Source organism: Guptibacillus algicola (genome assembly GCF_020171805.1).
In the GTDB taxonomy this organism is placed as follows: domain Bacteria; phylum Bacillota; class Bacilli; order Bacillales; family Guptibacillaceae; genus Guptibacillus; species Guptibacillus algicola.
In genome coordinates this window covers 1,185,924-1,204,116 of record NZ_JAIVAF010000003.1, presented here as the reverse complement: position 1 = coordinate 1,204,116, position 18,193 = coordinate 1,185,924, and the positions used below count along the sequence as shown (strand labels likewise).

At 38.5% G+C, this 18,193-nt stretch carries 18 protein-coding genes and 1 pseudogene; 6 read left to right on the top strand and 13 right to left on the bottom strand.

The features are described 5' to 3' along the window. Positions 1 to 79: 79 nt before the first annotated feature. From LCM09_RS13755 to LCM09_RS13745, 3 genes are read right to left on the bottom strand one after another with little or no spacing between them, the layout of a single operon-like run. Positions 80 to 1,192, bottom strand: coding sequence for a Ger(x)C family spore germination protein (locus LCM09_RS13755; RefSeq protein ID WP_224882757.1), 1,113 nt, complete (start codon positions 1,190 to 1,192; stop codon positions 80 to 82). Next, positions 1,189 to 2,286, bottom strand: coding sequence for a GerAB/ArcD/ProY family transporter (locus LCM09_RS13750; RefSeq protein ID WP_224882756.1), 1,098 nt, complete (start codon positions 2,284 to 2,286; stop codon positions 1,189 to 1,191). The genes LCM09_RS13755 and LCM09_RS13750 overlap by 4 nt, the downstream gene beginning before the upstream one ends. 26 nt (positions 2,287 to 2,312) lie before the next feature. Continuing rightward, on the bottom strand, positions 2,313 to 3,782 hold the full coding sequence (locus LCM09_RS13745; RefSeq protein ID WP_224882754.1) for a spore germination protein: 1,470 nt from the start codon (positions 3,780 to 3,782) through the stop codon (positions 2,313 to 2,315). A gap of 159 nt (positions 3,783 to 3,941) precedes the next feature. On the opposite strand from LCM09_RS13745, the gene LCM09_RS13740 reads away from it, so the two are divergent. The 4 genes from LCM09_RS13740 to LCM09_RS13725 are packed head-to-tail and all read left to right on the top strand — an operon-like array spanning position 3,942 to position 8,008. Further along, positions 3,942 to 5,489, top strand: coding sequence for a spore germination protein (locus LCM09_RS13740; RefSeq protein ID WP_224882752.1), 1,548 nt, complete (start codon positions 3,942 to 3,944; stop codon positions 5,487 to 5,489). 5 nt (positions 5,490 to 5,494) lie between these two features. After that, positions 5,495 to 6,655 carry a Ger(x)C family spore germination protein gene (locus LCM09_RS13735; RefSeq protein WP_224883079.1) on the top strand — a complete coding sequence of 387 codons (1,161 nt, stop codon included), beginning with the start codon at positions 5,495 to 5,497 and terminating at the stop codon, positions 6,653 to 6,655. 11 nt (positions 6,656 to 6,666) lie between these two features. Next, complete coding sequence (locus tag LCM09_RS13730; RefSeq protein WP_224882751.1) at positions 6,667 to 6,903, top strand: hypothetical protein; 237 nt, start codon at positions 6,667 to 6,669, stop codon at positions 6,901 to 6,903. 19 nt (positions 6,904 to 6,922) lie between these two features. Further along, a complete protein-coding gene (locus LCM09_RS13725; RefSeq protein WP_224882749.1) occupies positions 6,923 to 8,008 on the top strand; it encodes a GerAB/ArcD/ProY family transporter in 1,086 nt (361 codons plus the stop codon). 2 nt (positions 8,009 to 8,010) lie between these two features. On the opposite strand, the gene LCM09_RS13720 is transcribed toward LCM09_RS13725, so the two are convergent. The 5 genes from LCM09_RS13720 to LCM09_RS13700 form a co-directional block, all read right to left on the bottom strand. Further along, positions 8,011 to 8,391, bottom strand: coding sequence for a hypothetical protein (locus tag LCM09_RS13720; RefSeq protein WP_224882747.1), 381 nt, complete (start codon positions 8,389 to 8,391; stop codon positions 8,011 to 8,013). 138 nt (positions 8,392 to 8,529) lie between these two features. After that, complete coding sequence (gene rlmN / locus LCM09_RS13715) at positions 8,530 to 9,597, bottom strand: dual-specificity RNA methyltransferase RlmN (protein WP_224882745.1); 1,068 nt, start codon at positions 9,595 to 9,597, stop codon at positions 8,530 to 8,532. A gap of 121 nt (positions 9,598 to 9,718) precedes the next feature. Beyond that, entirely contained in the window at positions 9,719 to 9,949 is a 231-nt protein-coding gene (locus LCM09_RS13710) for a hypothetical protein (RefSeq protein ID WP_224882738.1), read from the bottom strand. 100 nt (positions 9,950 to 10,049) lie between these two features. Continuing rightward, a complete protein-coding gene (locus LCM09_RS13705) occupies positions 10,050 to 10,301 on the bottom strand; it encodes a hypothetical protein (protein WP_224882736.1) in 252 nt (83 codons plus the stop codon). Between the two features lie 185 nt (positions 10,302 to 10,486). Then, a complete protein-coding gene (locus tag LCM09_RS13700; protein ID WP_224882734.1) occupies positions 10,487 to 12,661 on the bottom strand; it encodes a malate synthase G in 2,175 nt (724 codons plus the stop codon). A 168-nt stretch (positions 12,662 to 12,829) separates the two neighbouring features. On the opposite strand from LCM09_RS13700, the gene LCM09_RS13695 reads away from it, so the two are divergent. After that, positions 12,830 to 13,714 carry a LysR family transcriptional regulator gene (locus tag LCM09_RS13695; protein ID WP_224882733.1) on the top strand — a complete coding sequence of 295 codons (885 nt, stop codon included), beginning with the start codon at positions 12,830 to 12,832 and terminating at the stop codon, positions 13,712 to 13,714. A 73-nt stretch (positions 13,715 to 13,787) separates the two neighbouring features. Here LCM09_RS13695 and LCM09_RS20995 read toward each other — a convergent pair. Both LCM09_RS20995 and LCM09_RS13690 read right to left on the bottom strand, forming a co-directional pair. After that, positions 13,788 to 14,036 (bottom strand): annotated as a pseudogene (locus LCM09_RS20995) (OsmC family protein); the annotation flags it as partial. A 21-nt stretch (positions 14,037 to 14,057) separates the two neighbouring features. Further along, complete coding sequence (locus LCM09_RS13690) at positions 14,058 to 14,252, bottom strand: hypothetical protein (RefSeq protein WP_224882731.1); 195 nt, start codon at positions 14,250 to 14,252, stop codon at positions 14,058 to 14,060. 153 nt (positions 14,253 to 14,405) lie between these two features. On the opposite strand from LCM09_RS13690, the gene LCM09_RS13685 reads away from it, so the two are divergent. Next, positions 14,406 to 14,858, top strand: coding sequence for an SRPBCC family protein (locus LCM09_RS13685; RefSeq protein WP_224882729.1), 453 nt, complete (start codon positions 14,406 to 14,408; stop codon positions 14,856 to 14,858). A gap of 28 nt (positions 14,859 to 14,886) precedes the next feature. Here the strand turns inward: LCM09_RS13685 and LCM09_RS13680 are convergent, their stop codons facing one another. The 3 genes from LCM09_RS13680 to LCM09_RS13670 form a co-directional block, all read right to left on the bottom strand. Then, positions 14,887 to 16,371 carry a flavin monoamine oxidase family protein gene (locus LCM09_RS13680; RefSeq protein ID WP_224882727.1) on the bottom strand — a complete coding sequence of 495 codons (1,485 nt, stop codon included), beginning with the start codon at positions 16,369 to 16,371 and terminating at the stop codon, positions 14,887 to 14,889. 42 nt (positions 16,372 to 16,413) lie between these two features. Then, a complete protein-coding gene (locus LCM09_RS13675) occupies positions 16,414 to 16,908 on the bottom strand; it encodes a GNAT family N-acetyltransferase (protein ID WP_224882725.1) in 495 nt (164 codons plus the stop codon). 78 nt (positions 16,909 to 16,986) lie between these two features. Next, positions 16,987 to 18,177 carry a thiolase family protein gene (locus LCM09_RS13670; RefSeq protein ID WP_224883077.1) on the bottom strand — a complete coding sequence of 397 codons (1,191 nt, stop codon included), beginning with the start codon at positions 18,175 to 18,177 and terminating at the stop codon, positions 16,987 to 16,989. Positions 18,178 to 18,193 lie beyond the last annotated feature (16 nt).

Genomic DNA, 18,193 nt, shown 5'->3' with positions numbered 1-18,193 from the left:
CCATTGCAAAGAAAAAGCGCCCGCTCTGGCGCTTTTTCTTTGCAATCGGCCTTCCTAAAGAACTGGTTTCTGCATTGGTTTATTGAATTACTCCATGTTCGATAATCGATACTGATGTTTTTACGTTAACTTTTGCTTTTGAGAATTCTTCCGGCCAATCGTCTTCGAACGTTTTCCACTTATCATACTCATAAGCTCGAACATAAACCCCTAGACCAAATGGTTCGATCTTCTCATCTTGCACTTTCTTGATAAGCTTATCAGCCTTTTTTTCTATTTTCTTCGAAATTATGGATTCGATTCTCGAGGAATCCTTTATTAGGTCTAAAGAAGATGTGTTCTCAGTAATGGACACTTTCAGTTTGAAGTCAATATCAAAGACAAGTTGGTCATCTTTGTAAGAAACATCTATATTTCTCTTGATTCGTGTCACACCGACACTAAGAACTTTATTGGGTTTTTCGACTACAAGAGAAATTGGAATAGGTTCTTGTACATCTTTTCTAAGCATCTGAATGATTGAACTCTCGAGGTGTCCGGCAGAAAATACATATTTTCCATTTTCATCTAACAAAGCTGACCCTTTAACTTGTATTTCTTCACCTTTAAAAAGAATTTCTGTAACCGCAGGGGTTATTCCCTTTTCAAAATTAGCGTAATGAAATTCTTGTAACGTGGTTAGAACAGCATTTTCTCTTAAATGAGTCGTATCGATGAGGTCTGACAAGTAAACGGCTAAACGAGGCTTGTCTTCTGGTTTAAATTCCATTATTTCTCGTATTGGGCCATCTACCATTGCAACTCTTGCGTTGGGGGAATTCTTAGGATCTCGATAGAACACATCCAACTCCTCGAACATTGCTTGCTCTTTCATTAACTCTTTCCCTAATAATAAAACTTGAAGTTTCCCACCGACTATTGTTCCAGCACTTTGGGAATCTAGGTTATCTCTTGCTTGACGTAAAGAATGAGCGGTTGTTTGTAATGTAGAAACAGTGTCGGTTGCTTCTCTACTGAACACGGGATTTGTTTGGTAAATTGTCATATCTCCTTCTTCTTGGCTCTGATCAATGCCTACTACTAATGCGATGGAAGTTCTCTCTAAGGAAAGCTGATCAGAGCGACACCCTACTAAGAAAATTAGTAGAAAGACCATGCATGATTTTAAGAACTTTTTGTAGGAGTGCTTCACGTTTTTTCCCTCCTAAAGAGCCTGAATACCCATCCGTAGAACAGTAACAAGACTGGTAATATAAACGCAATTCCTAATCCAACTTTATTAAATATGTTTCCGAGTTTATCTAGATTCGTTAAAGAATTTGTGAAGAAGAAGAAGCTGATATAAACAACAGGTAGTAAAAAAAGCAAAGCGAGTTGATGGTCTTTACGCCCCAGAAGTTGTGCAATACTAAAAGAAGAGGCAAAGTAATACGGTATTCCAGTAGTAGCAAGTATTAATAAATAGAACGATAAGAAAATAATTTCAAAACGTTCTAGAAATGGAAATTCGATTGGCTTTACTAAATTTAACGTTGGCCATACATATTCAACAACTTCATACGGTCCATAATAGATAAATGAACTGAATGTAACGACTAAATAACTTAATAAGGTTATCCCGTTCGCAATTAGAATTCCTTTCACAGCTTTTGATTTATCTTCTAAAAATGGATAAATGATAAATAATAATTCTATCCCTAAAAAAGAAAAAGTAATGTTAGGTACTGATTTTAAAATTGGCATGATACCGTCCTTGATAATCGGCAACAAGTGCAGAAGATTACCAGTAAACATAGGATACATAAATAAAATTGCCATCCATGAGGTAAAGAGGAATACGAGTACGCTGAATCGACTAATGATTCGCAGGCCGTTTCGCGCTAGGTAAAAGCTTGGAATTGTAATGATCAGAAGAATAAGGTAAGGAGCTGTTTTAGGCAAAACCCAAGTGTTGATGATAAAGATTGTTGTAACCGTAATAAGAAACATTCCAAAGGTTGTGTATACGATCCAACAAACAGAAAGGAATGAACCTAGCCATTTTCCAAAAAAACGTTTGAAAAGTTGAATGATCGTATCGCCTGGGTAATTTTTCATAACTTGAACAATGAGTATAGACGCTAAGACACTTAACCCATATCCAATAAATAGTGCGATCCAGCTGCTCGTGTCTCCAATTTCAGCTAAATCTCTTGGCAAAGATAAAATCCCAATTCCAGATTGAGTTCCATATAGTAGCAAAGAAAACTGCGTTAAGGTAATCGTATTGTTTTTGAAATTAGGCACGTTCACCAACTCCATTTGTTATGCATCTAGTTGCTACGTGATGTTTTAACCTTTTCAATCGCCCATAGAGGAAATCGGATAACGGAATCTTTTAAGTCTTTCCACTTAAGTGGACCAAATGGTATTCCGTAAGGTGTCCCAAGTGATTCAAGGCTGACTAAGTGCATCACGATAACCATAAAGCCGATGATAATTCCGACCATTCCGAAGAAAGAAGCGACGAGCATCATCGGAAATCGGATAAATCGAATACCGAATGCCATTTCGGGGTTAGGCATTACGAACGAAGATATTGCAGTCATCGCAACAACGATTACCATAATGTTACTCACGATTCCCGCCTCTACTGCTGATTGTCCTATGATGATACCTCCAACGATACCAACTGTTTGACCGATTGATTTCGGTAACCGTAATCCAGCTTCTCTTAGCATTTCAAGAATAAACTCCATTAAAAATGCTTCTATGATTGGTGGGAACGGTACCTCTCTTCTCGATTGTCCAATAGAAAGAAGGAGTTCGAGTGGTAATATTTCATAATGAAATGAGATGATCGCGATATAGAAAGATGGTAAGAAAATAGCGATAACAAAACTAATAAACCGGAGAATTCGTATAAATGATGAAGAGATCCATCTTGAACTATAATCATCGATACTCTGAAAAAACGAATTGAAATTTATTGGTCCTACAATAACACTAGGAGACCGATCTACGATAATTGCATAGCGTCCTTGAAGTAGGTCTGCAGCTACACTGTCTGGCCTCTCTGATGCGAGAAACTGAGGAAAAATGGAATATGGATTATCCTCAATCATTTGCTCTAGTTCTCCGGAGTCGAGTATGGTTTTGTACTTTACTCCTTCAATTCTAGTCATCAGTTCTTCGAGGGCTTCGGGATTTGCAAGGTTTTCAAGGTATACGATCCCAATCTTTGTTTTATTTTCCTTCCCAACAAACGTATATTGGATTCGTAATTGATCACTTGTTAAAAAATGTCGGAGCATAGATATGTTGTCTTCGAGCGATTCGATAAAACCAATATGAGAACCACGAATCGTTCGTTCGTTTGCTGGCTCCATAGGCTTTCTCTTTTGCGTTTTCAGTGCATTGACAAGAAGAGCATCTTTGTCGCCTTCGAGAAAAAGAAGGCAGGAGCCTTGAAGTAGATGTGTTTCGATATCTTTCCATTTGTTTACTAATCTTATTTTGGGTACTGTTATGACGTTCGCTACTGTCCGATCTTTTTCCCTTGTTGATAACAATGGGCTTAAAACATTCTGACTAATAAATGGCGTATCTGAAATATTATCAATGTATGTAACAAGCGCATTTCGCCCGTCAAATATAGTTATTTCCCTTACTGTTAGTCCTGGAAGGTTCGGTGTTTGGTCAAGGTATTCTTTGTTAATTGTTAAAGATGTTGAAATAACCTCATCTTGAGATGGAGTTTGTTCCTGTATTAAATCTTTAATTTTTCTCCTTCTTCTTCTCATTATCGTCACCTCAACAGAAATTACGTTTTATTACTATGTGCATCCTATAATTCATCTATTCATAATGAGAAAGTCGCCAATACTACCTCACCCCTCTATGAATAATGCCTTCTTTTTTTGAGAAACTACTTAATAAATAGTCGTAGAGGAGTTTTTACGATGAAAGTGAGACGGCATAGGCGTTCAGAGAATAATCAGCAGGAAGATAGTTCACCAAAAACGCAACTATCAAGAAAATTAGAAGATAATGAAACAGCTATAAAAGCTATTTTTACGGATTGCGAGGATATTATTTATAACAAGTTTCAATACAGTAGCCAATACAATGAAAAGGCGTTAGTGGTGTTTTGTGAAACGATCGTTCAAAACGAAAAAGCCAATCTTCTCAAAGAGGTCATGCAGGATCTTATCCCCCATGAGGTTGGCAACGCTACGGAAGTAGAACTAAAAGAGATAAAAGAGTTTTTTATTGAACACGGTGTAACGTCCCGCGCTGTCAATGTAATAGATAAGCTTGAGCAAGTCAGTGAGAAATTGTTAGAGGGTTTCATCGTTGTAATGTTTGAAGGATGGAACAAAGCACTGGCGTACGATGCATTTGCAGTTGAAAAGCGATCTGTCGGGGAGCCTCAGAACGAAGTATCTGTTATCGGTCCAAGAGAAGGTACGATCGAGAACTTAACGAAAAACTTGGGTTTGATACGCTCGCGATTGAAGTCAGATAAGCTTAAGGTGAAAATTCAAAAGAAAGGTGAACAAACGAAATCAAAAGTTGCTTATGCATACTTAGAAGGAACGGTTCCTGCTGATACATTAAAAGAGTTTGAGAAACGTTTCGATGAAATTAATGATGAGGAAATTCTCGAAACATCCTATTTTGCTGAGCTTATGGAGGATTCAACTTATTCTCCTTTCCCTCAATTTAAAACCACTGAAAGACCAGATGTTGCAGTATCTGCGCTACTTGGTGGTAAAATAATTGCGCTTGTTGACGGGACGCCAACGGTTTTAATATGTCCCGGGTTATTTGTAGAGTTCTTTCAATCTCCTTCTGACTATTATCAGCGGACATTGTTTTCGTCCCTTATCAGAATGCTTCGAATCACGGGGTACATTATCAGCTTAAGCTTACCAAGTATTTATATCGCTCTTTCAACTTTTCATACTGAGTTGATACCCTCTGTCTTGTTGCTCGCGATTTTAGACACTCGAGAAGGTATGCCTTTCCCCGCTCTAGTAGAAGCGTTAATCATGTTATTTTTCTTTGAATTATTACAAGAAGCTAGTTTACGACTTCCGCGCCCGATTGGTTCTGCGGTAAGTATCGTAGGGGCTCTCGTTATTGGAGATGCTTCGATCAACGCAGGAATAGCATCTCCGATGATGGTTGTAGTAGTGGCCTTAACAGGAATCGCATCTTTCTCGATTCCTCAGTATGAATTTGGTACATCATCTCGTATCCTAAGGGTCCCTTTAATGCTTGGTGCAGCTACATTGGGAGGTTTTGGACTTATGATTGGGTTTATTTTAATCTATCTTCATCTCATCAGCTTGCGCTCTCTTGGACAACCTTATTTTGCGCCACTTGGTCCGATTCGTAATGGGATTTTATACGATTTCATCTTTCGGTCCCCCCTTTCTAAACAATTACGGAAACATAAACAAAGTAACGTACTTTCAAAAGCAAATGAAAAGGGAGGTAGCTGACTTTGATGAACAAAAGGAGTTTATCTTTACTAACTTGTTTAGTTACTACCTCCCTTCTACTAAGCGGTTGTTGGGATCATGAAGAACTACCCGAATTTGGGTTTGTTCAAGCAGTAGCAATTGATTTACATGAAGGTGATGAAGGTAAAATTGATTTAACAACACAATTTATTAAGCCATCTCCTAAGATCGGTAGTGCTGGAGGTGGTGGAGACAAAGCGTTTTTTAACATTGAAACAACAGGTGATAGTGTGTTTGAAGCGATTAGAGATATTGCAACACACCTAGGCCGTAAAGCTCAGTGGAGTCACACAAGGATTATATTAATAAGCGAGGAACTAGCAAAAGAACGAAATGTTGGGGAAATATTAGAGTTTTTCTATCGTGATCATGAACCGCGATTGATGATCAGCATTGCGATTATGGAGGGAAAGGCAAAAGATTATCTTGAGAATAAGCCATTTATTGAGAATACGATCAGTCAGCAGCTGAAAGAAATTGAAACGTCTTCCTTCAAGTATAATTCAAAATCAATCGATATAAATTTATTGATTTTCGGAAGAGAACTAAAGAGCGAAACAGCAACAGCAAAACTTCCATATTACAAATTTTCATCTACAGGTGAGCCGATTGTTTATGGAATTACCTATCTCCAAAAAGGCAAATTAACAGGGCATTTATCTCCGAGAGAAACAGAGTCACTACTGAAATTAATGAATGAAGCCCAATCAGGGATTATCGAAGTCCCATGTGAAGGTTCGAAAACTAAGCTGAAAGAGTCCATCGAGATCAACCATGTTGAAACATCGATTAAACCAACGTTATCCAAAACCAATGACGTCAGTGTAAAAGTCGACATCAGCATGTTAGGCGACATTGGTGAGTTAAAATGTACGAATATCGATACTACTGAAAAGATCAATAAGTACAATAAAAAAGTTGCAGGTGTCGTAAAGAAAGCAGTTAATAAGACTCTAACTGACTTACAGGAAGATAAAGTTGATTTGATTGGGATTGGAAATGAAATTTATCGTGATAATCCTAAACAGTGGAAAAAAATAAAGGCTGAATGGCCAGAGATTTTTAGTCAAGCGAAATTCCAGGTGAATGTCGAAATGGACATTGGTAATTCGGGATCAGATATTGGCAGAGCATTCTTTGACTAAGGAAGTGTAAGATGATTGAACGAATAATTGTTACGGTTGTTATGTATCTTTTACTTGTCTACACATGGTTCCTAGATAAAGAAAAGAAAAACCGCAAAGATTTCATGTTTTACATGGGACTAGTATGTATTTCTGGGTATTTAAGCTTCGTCTTTATAAGTGGCAAAGCGATGTTTAATTTAGATGATTTATTGGACATTCCGTTCGAACGTCCTGCTCGAATGATTTTCAACTACTTCACATCCTAGACGAAAGGAGCGTGCATGTATGAAACAAATAGAAACGATCAACACATTACAAATGATCCTGTTGTTTCAAGCTTTTATCACAGGGTCAACGATTATTAATATTCAAGGACCATTCATTGGAATTGCAGAAAACGGTGCATGGATTTCGATCCTTCTTGCAAACGGTTTGGGTGCTGTGGTGATGATGATCGTTTTATTTATGTATGAGCGATATCCTACTTTATCGTATGTTCAATATACAAAGGTTTTGATGTGGAAACCGATAGCTTACTTGTTTGGTATCTCTCTTGCATTGATCGTTATTTTGTTCACAGCAAACATTACGTACGGTATGGGACAATTTCTAACGACCTCGATGTTGAAAGAGAGCCCATTATACATTTTCCATTTTTTGATCATTATGGTTGCTTCCTTAACCGTCCGCCAGGGAATTGAAGTGATGGCGCGGATGTTTCATGGCATGCTGTACTTCCTTTTCTTCATCATCCTCTCTATATTAGTCTTAAATATCACTCACTATCATCCAGAGTATCTTCAACCAGTACTCTTATCAGGGTGGAAGCCTGTATTACATGCAACATATGTAGGAATTGGCTTTCCTTACATGGATATCATGTATTTTGCGATGATTTTACCTTATTTGAAACGAGAAAAAGATAAACCTTTTAAACGATGGATGTACGCAGGGCTTTTATTAAATGGAATCATACTAGCTGTCACCATTATTGCATCGATAATGGTATTCGGACCTATGGTAACGTATGAAAAGTTTCCGATCTTCCAACTCGCAAGAATTATTGAAATAGGCGAGATTATTCAGCGGGTAGAATCGGTGTTTGGGATTGCCTTGATCATTGGAACCTATATGAAAATAACAATGATGCTATTTATCATCAATGAAATCATTACACAGCTATTTGACTTATCAAATAAACGAGCGTTCGTTTTCCCTTTAGGATTACTCGTTTATCTCTTTTCGACTACAAGCTTCAATAATGAAATTGAGCTCGGTGAGAGTGGTCTAATAATGGAAACGATTCTTGCGGTATCTCTTGGATTCATACCTCTACTAATCGTTGCAGGAAGGAGTTTAGTGAAGCGGTAATCTTACTTTCGCTCTTGTGCAAACTGAAGATTTCCTCTTGTTCCTACAACTAGTTTCTTGATCGATTCTTTTTCCTCAGTATCTTTATATAATGCATAAAGTCTCTCTTCTTCTTCGAACACTTCTACAAATTCTGCAGAAGGGAAAAGCTGATCCATGTCGTAAGATGAATAGCTATTCGAACGTTCTTTATCTTTATTGTACACATCTAGTCGAACGAAACGCTCTTCATCTATCAACACATGTATGTGGTTATATCCTGACATGACCCCGATATCGTCTTGGTCACTTTCATACGGTGCAATGTAAAGTTGATGTTGTTTATACATTCCTGAGAAAACGAGTACAACTATTAGTACCCCAGTAATGATTAACCCTTTCATATCGTCCCCTCACTTCTTTTTTTCTACAGCTTATTCATTGTGATGAAAACCGTGAAAGAAGCCTCTTTGAGGGTGAACGTGAATGGTTGTTAAATTGAAAACACAAAAAAGCACACCTATCAAAAGGTGTGCTTGTACTTACTTACCGGTCTTTTCTAACTTTTTCACTTGTTTACTTCTTAGTTGACCACAAGCTGCGTCGATGTCCGTTCCATTTTCATGACGAATCACGCAGTTGATACCGTGCTTTTTAAGCGTGTCATAAAATGCTAGGATAGCTTCCTTCTCACTCCGTTGATACGAATGGTCATCAACTGGATTATACGGAATCAAGTTCACGTATGAAAGGTGTCGCTTGTCACTTAACAGCTTTGCAAGCTGTACAGCTTCTTCCTTATGATCGTTAACGTCACGAAGCATAATATACTCGAACGTAATTCTGCGATTGGTTTTCTCAAGATAGTAATCAATCGCTGGCATCAGTTTGCTTAGTGGATATGCTTTGTTGATCTTCATGATCTTCGTTCGTATTTCATCGTTTGGCGCATGAAGTGAAATGGCAAGGTTAACTTGCAAGTCTTCATTTGCGAAATCATAAATCTGATCTGCTAAGCCACTTGTTGATACCGTTATGTGTCTAGCTCCGATCGAAAGTCCTTTTTGTGAGTTAACAACGTGAAGGAAGTCCATCATATTCTGATAGTTATCGAATGGTTCACCGATACCCATGATTACGATATGACTCACACGCTCTTCCTGTCCTTTATCATCTAGAGCGTGCTGAACGTTCATAATTTGCTCAACGATTTCACCGCTTGTTAAATCACGGCTTTTCTTTAAAAGTCCACTCGCACAGAACGAACACCCGATATTACAGCCTACTTGTGTTGTGACACAAACGGATAGTCCGTAATGGAAGCGCATGAGTACTGTTTCAATAACATTACCGTCCTGCAATTTGAACAAGAACTTGATCGTACCGTCGGAAGATTCTTGCTTGATTTCTTGTTCTAGCGTTTGGATAACAAAATTGTCTTTTAGTAGTTGGATGCACTCTTTATTAACATTGTTCATTTGTGAGAATTCTTTTACACGCTTTTTATATAGCCAATCCCATACTTGAGAAGCGCGGAATTTCTTATGACCGTGTTCCATAAGCCAATCGGTCAACTGATCAAAAGTCAGTCCGTATATAGATTGTTTCATTTGTAACCCTCTTTTCAATTCTTAGCCATTCGTTCCTATACTACTAGAAGTATGCCCAAGAATCAATGGGCTAAGACGAGTTTCCTTAGATGTGAGGATTAAAAATCAACTCATGTAACTCCTATTTACTCTGAGCTTTACACCTCTCTTTAATAGCAGCAAGAGCACTTTCTTTATCGGTCTCATTACTTTCATGCCACCGGATTTTTCTTCCGAATTCATCAGCTTTCGCATACGAAAAAATCTTACCATCAAACTCTGCAACGCTAATCTCCCAAAAATATGAAACCTCGGCACCTGTGGGTTGCGTTACATCCACCTTGTATAAATAATAATCAACTTTGTTTAACATCTTATCCCTCCTCCTCTTTTTTTCCCTGTTCCATTTCATTATAAGCTTCGTCTACACTTATTTTACAATAAAAAAACAGCTGATTAACAGCTGTACTTCTTTAACCTAAATTTTCGACATCCCATGTTCTTATCGAATAATAGCCACTATTGATGTTCTCTTTTTCTGAAAGCAACGTGTTCTGAAGCTCAGGAGGTAACTTTGTGAAGGTTCCATGAGCTGGATCTATTCCATCATAACTACTATAAATAGGGACGGTTACAATCTGCTTTTCAAAGGTATCAAAACAATGGATACATAAAAATCCAACACTTCTCATTCTGTATGTAAACATGATTCTATAACGATCCATGCATTATCCCTCCTTATGCTCTTGAATACAGTATGGACGGACGCGATTTCCTTTATACATAAAAATGTAAATTTTCTGTATATTTCGGACGAAAGAAGCACCTGCCAAATTAAGCAGGTGCTTCTTTCCGTTTTATCTTTTAATGTTTTGCGTAAAAAGAACGTTTAACTACTTTGCAAAGAAGTCTATTTACTAGCAAGAATTTTAGATTTCGCTTCTTTTCTTCTCTTGTGGAGAATCGGTTCTGTATACCCGTTTGGTTGATCGATTCCTTTTAATACAAGTTCACAAGCTGCTTGGAATGCAGTGGATTCGTCGTAGTTGCTTGCCATTGGTCGATATTCTGAATCATCTGCGTTCTGTTTATCGACAACTTTTGCCATCCGTTTCATCGTTTCCAATACTTGATCTTTGCTGCATATACCATGACGTAGCCAGTTAGCCATATGTTGACTAGAAATTCTAAGTGTTGCACGATCTTCCATTAAGTCAACATTATGAATGTTGGGTACTTTAGAACAGCCAACACCGTGTTCTACCCAGCGTACTACGTAACCAAGGATACCTTGTGCATTGTTATCAAGTTCCTCTTGTATTTCTTCCTTACTCCATTTTGCTACATCGACTACTGGAATTTGCAGAATGTCTTCCTGATAATTTGCGTTCTTCTTTGAAAGCTCCGACTGTACGGTTGGGACATTTACTTCATGATAATGTAAGGCGTGCAGAGTTGCAGCAGTTGGAGACGGTACCCAAGCAGTATTAGCTCCTGCAATAAGCTGACTTCCCTTTTGATCTACCATGTCAGCCATAAGGTCGGGCATCGCCCACATCCCTTTCCCAATTTGTGCGACACCTGTGAAGCCTGTTTTAAGACCTTGTTGCACATTGGATTTCTCATAGCTTTGAAGCCAGATTGAGTTTTTCATATCCTGTTTTCGAATTACTGTGCCGGCTTCCATTGATGTATGGATTTCATCTCCGGTACGATCGAGAAATCCTGTATTGATAAAGACGATTCGTTCACTTACTTCTTTAATACAGTTTCGAAGGTTCAGCGTTGTTCGACGTTCTTCGTCCATTACCCCAATTTTCATCGTGTTTCGTTCTAGACCAAGAAGGTCTTCCGTTTTGTTAAACAATTCATTAGCAAAAGCGACTTCTTTTGAACCATGCATTTTAGGTTTTACGATGTAAATAGAGCCTTTCTTTGAATTTCGATACTTCCCATGTCCTAAAACATCATGCTTTGCGATTAGCCCTGTTATAACCGTATCTAGAATGCCCTCAGGAATTTCGTTTCCGTCACGATCTAAAACCGCATCTGTGGTCATCAGGTGGCCAACATTTCGTGCGAACATCAGTGATCGTCCAGGTAAAGTGAAGCGTTCACCATTGGAATTCATGTATTCTCGATCTGGATTCAATGTTCTTGATACGTTCTTCGCTCCTTTTGTAAAAGAAACAGATAGGTTTCCTTTAATGAGTCCTAAGAAGTTACGATACACAACGACCTTATCTTCTGCATCAACCGCTGCAACGGAATCTTCAAAATCCATGATGGTCGTTAATGCCGATTCAACGAATACATCTTTTACACCGGCATGGTCATTAGAACCAATCGGGTGAGAGCGGTCTAGTTGAATTTCTAAGTGAATGCCATTGTTCTTCAGTAGAATTGCACTTGGGTTTGATTCATCCCCATTGAAACCTACGAATTGATTAGAATCTACTAAAACGCTGTCATTATTTCCAACACGTGCTTTTAGTTCTCCCTTATCGATGAAATATTTGCTTACATCACTATGGCTGAAGTCTTTAAGTGGAGCTGTTTTATCTAAGACGCCTTTTGCATAAGAAATGACTTTTGCGCCTCGTTTAGGGTTATACTTACTTGTTCGTTCTGCGCCTTCTTCTTCACTGATAACATCTGTTCCATACAACGCATCATATAAACTGCCCCACCGTGCATTGGCAGCATTGATCGCGTACCGGCCGTTATTTACAGGTACGACTAGCTGAGGACCTGCCTGATTAGCGATTTCGTTATCAACATTTTGTGTGGTGATTTGAAAGTCACTTACTTCACGTTCTAGATAATCTAGTTCTTTCAGAAAAGCTTTGTATTCATCTTGATCGTACGTTTCATTCGATTGATGCCATTCGTTTAACCGTTCTTGCATATCGTCACGAGTTCTGAGCAATTCTTTGTTTTTAGGAGCGAGGTTTTGAACGATTTCACCTAAACCGTTCCAAAACTCTTCTTTCGATACGCCGCTTTCTGGTAGTACATCACCATTAATAAATTCATAGAGCTCATTAGCTACCTGTAGATATTCTTCTTGAACATAATCTTTCATAAGCTAGACTCCTCCCGTGTTTTGCAGTTTGTATAAATCAAACTGTCCTATCGTTATGTAATATCTTATAATAGAAGTTAACTTAAATATAATACATATTTGGAATGTTACATATTCGGTTTGGTTATAGGGCGTAAGTTTACTATTCTACTAGCAGGAGTGGTACATATGGAAATTCGTCATCTTGAATACTTCACTGAAGTTGCAAAGCAGCTAAGCTTTACGAAAGCCGCATCTACTTTACATGTTTCACAACCTTCAATAAGTAAATCGATTAAACAGATAGAAAATGAGCTTGGTGTCCCACTCTTTTATCGTTCAAAACAATTGGAGTTAACAGATGCCGGTAAAGCTGTTCTTGTGAACGCAAAGAAAGTGCTTCAATCGTTTGATAATATGACGGCTGAACTATCTGATATCACAGCAATAAAGAAAGGTGAAATCAAGATAGGAATCCCTCCGATTATAGGGGCAGCGTTCTTTTCGAAACTAATTAGCCAATTTAAAGAATTATATCCAAGTGTTACGATTCTACTAACAGAAGTTGGATCAAAACGAATTAAGCAAGGTGTAGAAGATGGGTCGTTGGATGTTGGAATGGTATGTAACCTGCCAGTACGAAAAACAAACTTCGAGACACTTCCTGTAATAAAAGATCCTTTAATGTTGATTGTGCACGTAGATCATCCCATAAGCAAGTTTAGTAACGTTACGATAAATGAACTCCAAAACGAACCTTTTATTATGTATCGTGAAGATTTCACGTTACATGATCGAATCATCGAAGCTTGTGACAAGCATGGTTTTTACCCAACTATCGTTTGTCATAGTTCTCAAAAAGATTTCATGATTGAAATGGTAGAAGCAAAGCTCGGTATTGCATTGCTACCTGATAAAATTGCTATGAGTATCCAAAATCCTTCGATCAAGGCCCTTCACATTACAAACTCTGAAGTAAGCCTGGAACTAGGATTAATTTGGAAGAAGGATAAGTATTTATCTTTTGCAGTAAGAGAATTTATTAAGCTAGCTAAGCCAGAGGCAATTGAATAAATTGAAGCGGGATGATTGTTGTCCTGATATAATATAAAACCCGATGAAGCTTCTCTCCATCGGGTTTTGTCGTCTATTCTTCTGTGATTTCCCACTGGTGTTCGAACTCTACACATCCCTTTAGGGTTTGAGCGACTGGACATCCGCGTTCAAAAACAGATAATGCTCGTTCAGCAGCATCTCTTTTCCCTTGTGGAATCACAAGACTGTACGTACATTTTATTTTTGTGATTTTTAATACACCATCCGGTGCTTCGATTATGCCTTCGAACTGCCCTGACAGCTTATTTGGAAACGTCGGTATTTGGCGCGCTTCCAGCGCACCTGATAATGTACCGGTTAGTCAGCCACCAGCTGCTGCGACAATATGGTCTAATGTAGAAGGATGTTCTTCCTCAACAGAGACGTTATAGAAATCCTTTACACCTCCATGCACACCATATTGAACAGGTTCTTCGAAATTTGCTATATAAGCACGACGGTCCTTGCCTTTGTCTTGCTCGATTCGAATGTTTGATATTTCAATCGGTTTGCTCACTCTACCCCTCCTATTATTTCCAATACTTCATCCATTCCTCTCCATGTCTTTCTATAAACTATTTCTTAAATCCTCCCAAACCTACTAATAAAAGAAGGAAAACAAATGAGCTAAAAAGAATAAGGTAGAATAAAGATTCAAGGGGGTATTGGAATGCCTAAGAAATGGGATCAATCAATCGAAATACAAGCACCGATTGAAGTAGTGTGGGGTTATTTAGATGGATCATTAGAAAATATGCAAAAAATCATGCCGAACGTCGTTGAAAATACACCCATTAAAGTAACAGATGAAGGTGTAGGAAGTATTTCGAGGCAAAAATATCGCGAAGGAAAACGCGTGATGGAATATGATGTACATACGTTAGCGTACATGAACAAAGAAGATGAGAAGAAGCTAACAATTGCTTTTAACCTAGGTGGGATGTTTGATATCCAAGGTACATATGAATTGTTTAAACAATCTGAAGAAGTAACGAAACTTCGATATACGGGCTTCAATGAACCGTTGAAATGGTACATTAAACCGTTTGTTTTATTATCTGGAGATAAAGTGGTTAATGAATTTTTAAACAGAGTGAAGCGTGTCTCGGAGAACAGAGAATAGATGCCAGTTAATTTCTGGCTTTTTTCATTTATATATCTTTTCTATTATTGACTTCAAATGCAGCCCTAATTCCCGACTCGATTGCCCCTTCAATCCAGCCATGAAAAGAAGAGGTATGCTCTCCAGCAAAGTGGACTCGACCTTCTGGTTTAGTAACCACATTTTCAAACTCTGTTATCTGATTAGGTTTGTAAAGCGTGAAACAACCTCCTGAGAACTCATTCTGACTCCAACTAAATGAGGTTCCAACTTGATAATCATCAAATACTCGTTTGCCATGAACCTTCGCAAGATCTTCTAGTGACTGAGTGATCTGTTGATCCAATGATAAGCTGTTCCAAAGCATGGCGTTGTCTTCCCAGCTGTAGCTCGCAAGTAAAACCCCACTAGATGATGGATCATCTTCAGTTCTACTTGGTGTATATGTATATCGGTTTGGAAAATCCGATATGAGGTTCGCTCCTTTAAGACCTTCTTTCTCCCAAAATCGCTCTTTAAATTGAATTCCAATTTTCATAGAAGCCACATAGTGAAGCTCTCGAATCGCTTTCCACTTCTCGAATGAAAAAGAATGATATGGTAATACCTCGATAAATTGAAATACGGAAAAAGGTACCGTCATGATTACGATGTCACTCTTAAATGTGTTTATGTCACCTGTCTTTTGATTGCGCGTTTGTACGACTATGTTTCGAGGTCTCTGTATCAACCTGTGTACTTTTTCATTGTATAAAAAATTATCTTCTAGTTGGTGAATAAAGCTTTCAGGTAGTTTATCATTGCCCCCCGTTATTTCATTGAATTCTAAGTCTGTATTAAACACGGTGTTTACTATATCTGTTAATATATCGACGAATGATAGCTCAGAAAATCCTTCGATTCCTAGAAGCACCTTGATCATTCGAACAGCATTAGGTGATAAGGACGGCCCGATTGGATTGTACCGTAAAAAGTTTTCCATAGAATACCTATCGAATTTTCTTCTAAGGAATTCTTTTTGTTTCTGATCACCATTTTCATATAACGTATAAAAAGGCTGTACTGCACTAAGGAATAATTCAGTAGCTGTTTTTCCTCTTTCATCTGGCTCTACTGGAAATCCTAAGATATCGGGGTTTTTTTCGTATTCAGCCCTACTAGCTTTGATGCCATTTGCATATAAAATATCTTTTGGAGAACTATTTATGAATTTATTAATCGGTAATTGAAACCGATCGATGTATTCATACGTTAGTTTGTGGGTGACGGGAATTCTCATAGCACCAACATCAAGATACTTTCCATTAGTAAATGGGTCTCTAACAGTATAGACTCTTCCTCCTACACGGTTATTCCCTTCAAGAATGGTTACATTGTGCCCTGCTTTTTTCAGAAGGGAAGCTGACACAAGTCCAGACATACCACCACCTACAATCGTAACGTTTAACTTGCGGTTTTGTTCCCTGAGTCCATTTCGAATAATGGCAAGCATATCATCAGGGTAACGAAGAGATTGAGATATTGGTTGATACATCTGACCCCCTCCTTTTTTATCAACCTATGTAGGCGAATGTGCTCATATGCTTGGAGAGGTGACACCATTTATTTCCAGGTACATTAAGAAATTGGTCAAGATAACTCCGTTTTTTTCAATCTGCTGTTTTTTTATTTCTCTAAAACCATGCTTTTTGAAAAAGGGTTTTGCGGTTATGCTCGCTTCCGTCTTTATTTCACTTAACTCTAGTTGCTTCGCATGTTGAAGGATTCCATCAAGTAATGCTGACGCAACCCCTTGTCTTTGCAAATCCTTATGAACATACAGGCGGTCTAAAAGCCCCTCAGCTGTTAAGTCTATAAATCCAATCACCTGGTTATTTTCCTCAGCAACTAGTGTAAAGTGAGAGCGAAGGGTTCTGAGCCATTCGAGGTGCCTTTGTTCTCTTTCCAAAGGGCTTGCCCATGCTGTTAGCTGTTCAGGTGAATAATCTTTCTTATTAACCGTATGAACGGTTTCATAAAATAAATCGAGTATCGCATGAATATCTCTTTCAACAAACCTTCTTATCTCCATTTAAGTTACACCTCTCACTTTTTTATCATTTTCACAAACAAAAGACAGTGCGAATGAGCACTGTCTCTCTTCATTCCATCACATATTCATATTTTCAACAAGCATGGCCATACCTTGCCCACCACCAACACATAACGTTGCAATTCCATACCGTTCATTTCTTCGCTTCATTTCGTACATTAATGATGTTAATATTCTTGCTCCAGTAGCTCCTAGCGGATGACCAAGTGCAATGGCTCCGCCGTTAACATTCACTCTGTTTTCATCCAAGTTTAATTCCCTCATGACAGCTAATGCCTGTGCAGCGAATGCTTCGTTTAGTTCGATTAAACCGATTTCTTGAAGTGACATGTTGCTCTTTTCTAGAAGCTTCTTTACAGCTGGTACTGGACCTACTCCCATTATTTCAGGTGATACGCCAGAGGTTGCCCAATCGACGACTCTTGCAAGAGGTTTTGCATTCAGTTCTCTAGCTTTTTCTTCACTCATAATAAGCATTGCAACGGCTCCATCATTCCTTCCGCAAGCATTCCCAGCGGTTACTGAACCGTTTTCCTTGAACACTGGTTTTAATTTAGAAAGCTTCTCGTATGTTGTGCCTGGTCTTGGGTGTTCATCTGTATCAAATGTAAAAGTATTTCGTTTTGATTTGATTTCAACTGGAGTTATTTCTTCTTTGAATATGCCTTTCTCTATTGCAGAAGCAGCTCTTCTTTGACTCTCCGCTGCAAACCGATCTTGGTCATCTCTAGAAATATGGTAACGGTCAGCAACATTTTCTGCTGTTATCCCCATACCTAACTTAGAGCCAAATAGTTCCATTGGCTGTTGCCCTGCTTCAGTGTTGGAATCAACCAATTGTGTTTTGTCTCCACCAAATCGACTGTTTCGTAAATAGATCGGTGCATTACTCAAGCTTTCGGTCCCACCTGCTACGACAATCTCAGCTTGCCCAGATTGCACTTGTTGTACGGCAGATGCAATAGCCTGTATCCCTGACGCGCAGAGTCTGTTTATCGTGAATCCAGGTGCTGTTTCTGAAATCCCTGCTCTGAGTCCAGCAACTCTTGCAACATTTGACGATTCTGTTGTCTGCCTAACTTCTCCTAGAATGACTTCATCGATGATATCAGGTGAGATTCCAGCTCTCTTAATCGATTCTTTGATCGCAATCGCGGCTAGCTCCCCTGAATTAAGATCTTTAAGTGCGCCTCCATAACGTCCAACTGGTGTCCGTACTGATTCAACAATAACGATACTTTCTTTCATCATGGTTCCCCCCTAT

What these genes read in the sequence shown, in the direction of transcription:
- LCM09_RS13745 (WP_224882754.1), bottom strand. Translation starts at nt 3,782, where the DNA reads ATGAGAAGAAGAAGGAGAAAAATTAAAGATTTAATACAGGAACAAACT.
- LCM09_RS13740 (WP_224882752.1), top strand. Translation starts at nt 3,942, where the DNA reads ATGAAAGTGAGACGGCATAGGCGTTCAGAGAATAATCAGCAGGAAGAT.
- LCM09_RS13735 (WP_224883079.1), top strand. Translation starts at nt 5,495, where the DNA reads ATGAACAAAAGGAGTTTATCTTTACTAACTTGTTTAGTTACTACCTCC.
- LCM09_RS13730 (WP_224882751.1), top strand. Translation starts at nt 6,667, where the DNA reads ATGATTGAACGAATAATTGTTACGGTTGTTATGTATCTTTTACTTGTC.
- LCM09_RS13725 (WP_224882749.1), top strand. Translation starts at nt 6,923, where the DNA reads ATGAAACAAATAGAAACGATCAACACATTACAAATGATCCTGTTGTTT.
- LCM09_RS13720 (WP_224882747.1), bottom strand. Translation starts at nt 8,391, where the DNA reads ATGAAAGGGTTAATCATTACTGGGGTACTAATAGTTGTACTCGTTTTC.
- rlmN (WP_224882745.1), bottom strand. Translation starts at nt 9,597, where the DNA reads ATGAAACAATCTATATACGGACTGACTTTTGATCAGTTGACCGATTGG.
- LCM09_RS13710 (WP_224882738.1), bottom strand. Translation starts at nt 9,949, where the DNA reads ATGTTAAACAAAGTTGATTATTATTTATACAAGGTGGATGTAACGCAA.
- LCM09_RS13705 (WP_224882736.1), bottom strand. Translation starts at nt 10,301, where the DNA reads ATGGATCGTTATAGAATCATGTTTACATACAGAATGAGAAGTGTTGGA.
- LCM09_RS13700 (WP_224882734.1), bottom strand. Translation starts at nt 12,661, where the DNA reads ATGAAAGATTATGTTCAAGAAGAATATCTACAGGTAGCTAATGAGCTC.
- LCM09_RS13695 (WP_224882733.1), top strand. Translation starts at nt 12,830, where the DNA reads ATGGAAATTCGTCATCTTGAATACTTCACTGAAGTTGCAAAGCAGCTA.
- LCM09_RS13685 (WP_224882729.1), top strand. Translation starts at nt 14,406, where the DNA reads ATGCCTAAGAAATGGGATCAATCAATCGAAATACAAGCACCGATTGAA.
- LCM09_RS13680 (WP_224882727.1), bottom strand. Translation starts at nt 16,371, where the DNA reads ATGTATCAACCAATATCTCAATCTCTTCGTTACCCTGATGATATGCTT.
- LCM09_RS13675 (WP_224882725.1), bottom strand. Translation starts at nt 16,908, where the DNA reads ATGGAGATAAGAAGGTTTGTTGAAAGAGATATTCATGCGATACTCGAT.
- LCM09_RS13670 (WP_224883077.1), bottom strand. Translation starts at nt 18,177, where the DNA reads ATGAAAGAAAGTATCGTTATTGTTGAATCAGTACGGACACCAGTTGGA.